A 1,916-nucleotide genomic window follows, 5' to 3' on the forward strand; every position below is an offset into this window, starting at 1 on the left:
AAACTCATTTAAATCACTTTGCTATTAAGTACAAATTGATTCTTAGAGCGAACCAGATTGCTTGGCAGGAGCTTAAAAATATGGCAGCTTAAAATTGACCGTGCGTAACATGAGTAAGTTATAAACTCATGCAGCTCGTGATCCTCATGATGATCACGTCCTTCTGAAAAGAAGCGCTGCCTGTTATATTGGCTCCCTTGATTGGGAGTGTTGGGTGACTGTATTTGATAAGTGCCTGGATCACCATACTCTAGGTCGTCTTCGTCAGTATTTATTCGTTGGAGTAGACTTAAAGTTTCCTCATCGATTTCAGAAGGCTCTTCAGAGAAGCAATATTGCTTTGTTCCGATATATGCTTCAGTTTTAGTAAACGATGCGTAATAAATCCTTTTGCACGGAGGTTCAGCATCTATGTCCTGCACCGCAGTTTGCATTATACTAGGCTTTGACATTCGCCATAAGCCGTGAGAGCTGATTCTTTTTTTAACCTTATCTAAATGAGGAGCCTTATCATAGCCATCACCCAGGATTTGTTCCGCCACTGCTTCTGTGCACCATCCTTTCATCACCTCATAGGTCAAAGCGTGACTGCGCCCTTGGCTATCAACAAAGGATGTTTTCGCCAAATAATTATCAAAAGTGCTTATATGTATCCCTAAATTACATGCAGCTGTGGATCTAGTGCTATTGTTGATGATGGCTCTATAGACTTCCCTTATTGTTCTGTCTTTTATGGCCACACGAGTGCTATTCATTACCTCATCATAGCGAGAGCCCCAAGCTTCTGCCATCGTTTGAGCATCCCATGCTTTTAGCACCTCATAGCTTAGGGAGTGTATTTGGCCTTGGCTATTAACATAGCTTGTTTTGGCAAGATGGATGCTTAAAGTTTTAGTTACCACACCTAATCGATTAGCCGCAGCCTGCAAACTAGAGCTGTTTAGAATAGCACTGTGAATCTCTTTCATCGTTCTTTGCTCTATGGGCAGATAGTTACTCACCATTACTTCATCGTAAGGGCTACCCCACACCCGTTCGGCTTCCGTTTCACTAGGCCACCATTCTTTCATGATTTGGTAAGTCAAGGGATAGCTTTCACCGAGCTTATCTATATAAAGTGTTTGGCCTAAATGAGCCTTTAAGGTATTAACAGACACACCGAGGCGCGATCCAGCATTATGTAAGGAGCTACTGTCTAAAATAGCGCGATGAATATACCGCATCGTCCTGTTTTTTAACTCAAGACCGCAGTCTTTCATTGGCTGGTCATAGCGCATGCCCCAGAATTGGGCTGCATCAATTTCAGTGGGCCATAAGGATTTCATGGCTTTATAAGTAAGAGGCTGAAGCCTGCCGTGATCATCACTATAATCAGTGAAGGACAAATAGCGTTCTAAAGAGCTAGAATATACCCCTAAAGAGGTTGCCGCACCCAAAAGAGACTTACTGTTGCAAATAGTTTGATGGATGGTTCTCATCGTTCTTTGTGCTAAAGGGATAGCTTGAGTATTAATCACTTGTTTATAGAGCATACCCAAGGCTTGTTCCGCTTCCGCTTCAGTCGGCCACCTAGTTTTCAGTAGCTTATAGCTAAGAGGAATACTATTCCCCTCCTCGTCTACAAAAGTAGTTTTGGCTAGATGTGTAGCTAAAGTCTTTTCATGCACCTCTAAGCGATTGGAAGCTTCCATTAAGCACTTGCTAGCTAGGATAATTCGATGGATTTCCTGTAGGCTTAAATTTTTTAACTTGATCATATCGTTTAAAAAGCTGAATTGTGTGGTATTTGCGCCAATTATAACTCATGTTACGCACGGTCAATTTTAAGCTGCCATATTTTTAAGCTCCTGCCAAGCAATCTGGTTCGCTCTAAGAATCAATTTGTACTTAATAGCAAAGTGATTTAAATGAGTTTT

General features: G+C 41.6%; 2 protein-coding genes. One reads left to right on the forward strand and one right to left on the reverse strand.

Features of this window, described 5'->3' with window-relative positions:
* Positions 1–8: 8 nt before the first annotated feature.
* A complete protein-coding gene (locus ELY15_RS15440; protein ID WP_158617520.1) occupies positions 9–1,691 on the reverse strand; it encodes a hypothetical protein in 1,683 nt (560 codons plus the stop codon).
* Between the two features lie 84 nt (positions 1,692–1,775).
* Between ELY15_RS15440 and ELY15_RS16645 the strand changes: the two genes are divergently transcribed.
* Positions 1,776–1,907 (forward strand): hypothetical protein, encoded by a 132-nt coding sequence (locus ELY15_RS16645; protein WP_255411131.1) that lies wholly within the window; start codon positions 1,776–1,778, stop codon positions 1,905–1,907.
* The last annotated feature ends 9 nt before the right edge of the window (positions 1,908–1,916 follow it).

This window comes from Legionella sp. km772 (assembly GCF_003989735.1).
Lineage (GTDB): Bacteria > Pseudomonadota > Gammaproteobacteria > Legionellales > Legionellaceae > Legionella.

What these genes read in the sequence shown, in the direction of transcription:
- ELY15_RS15440 (WP_158617520.1), bottom strand. Translation starts at nt 1,691, where the DNA reads ATGGAAGCTTCCAATCGCTTAGAGGTGCATGAAAAGACTTTAGCTACA.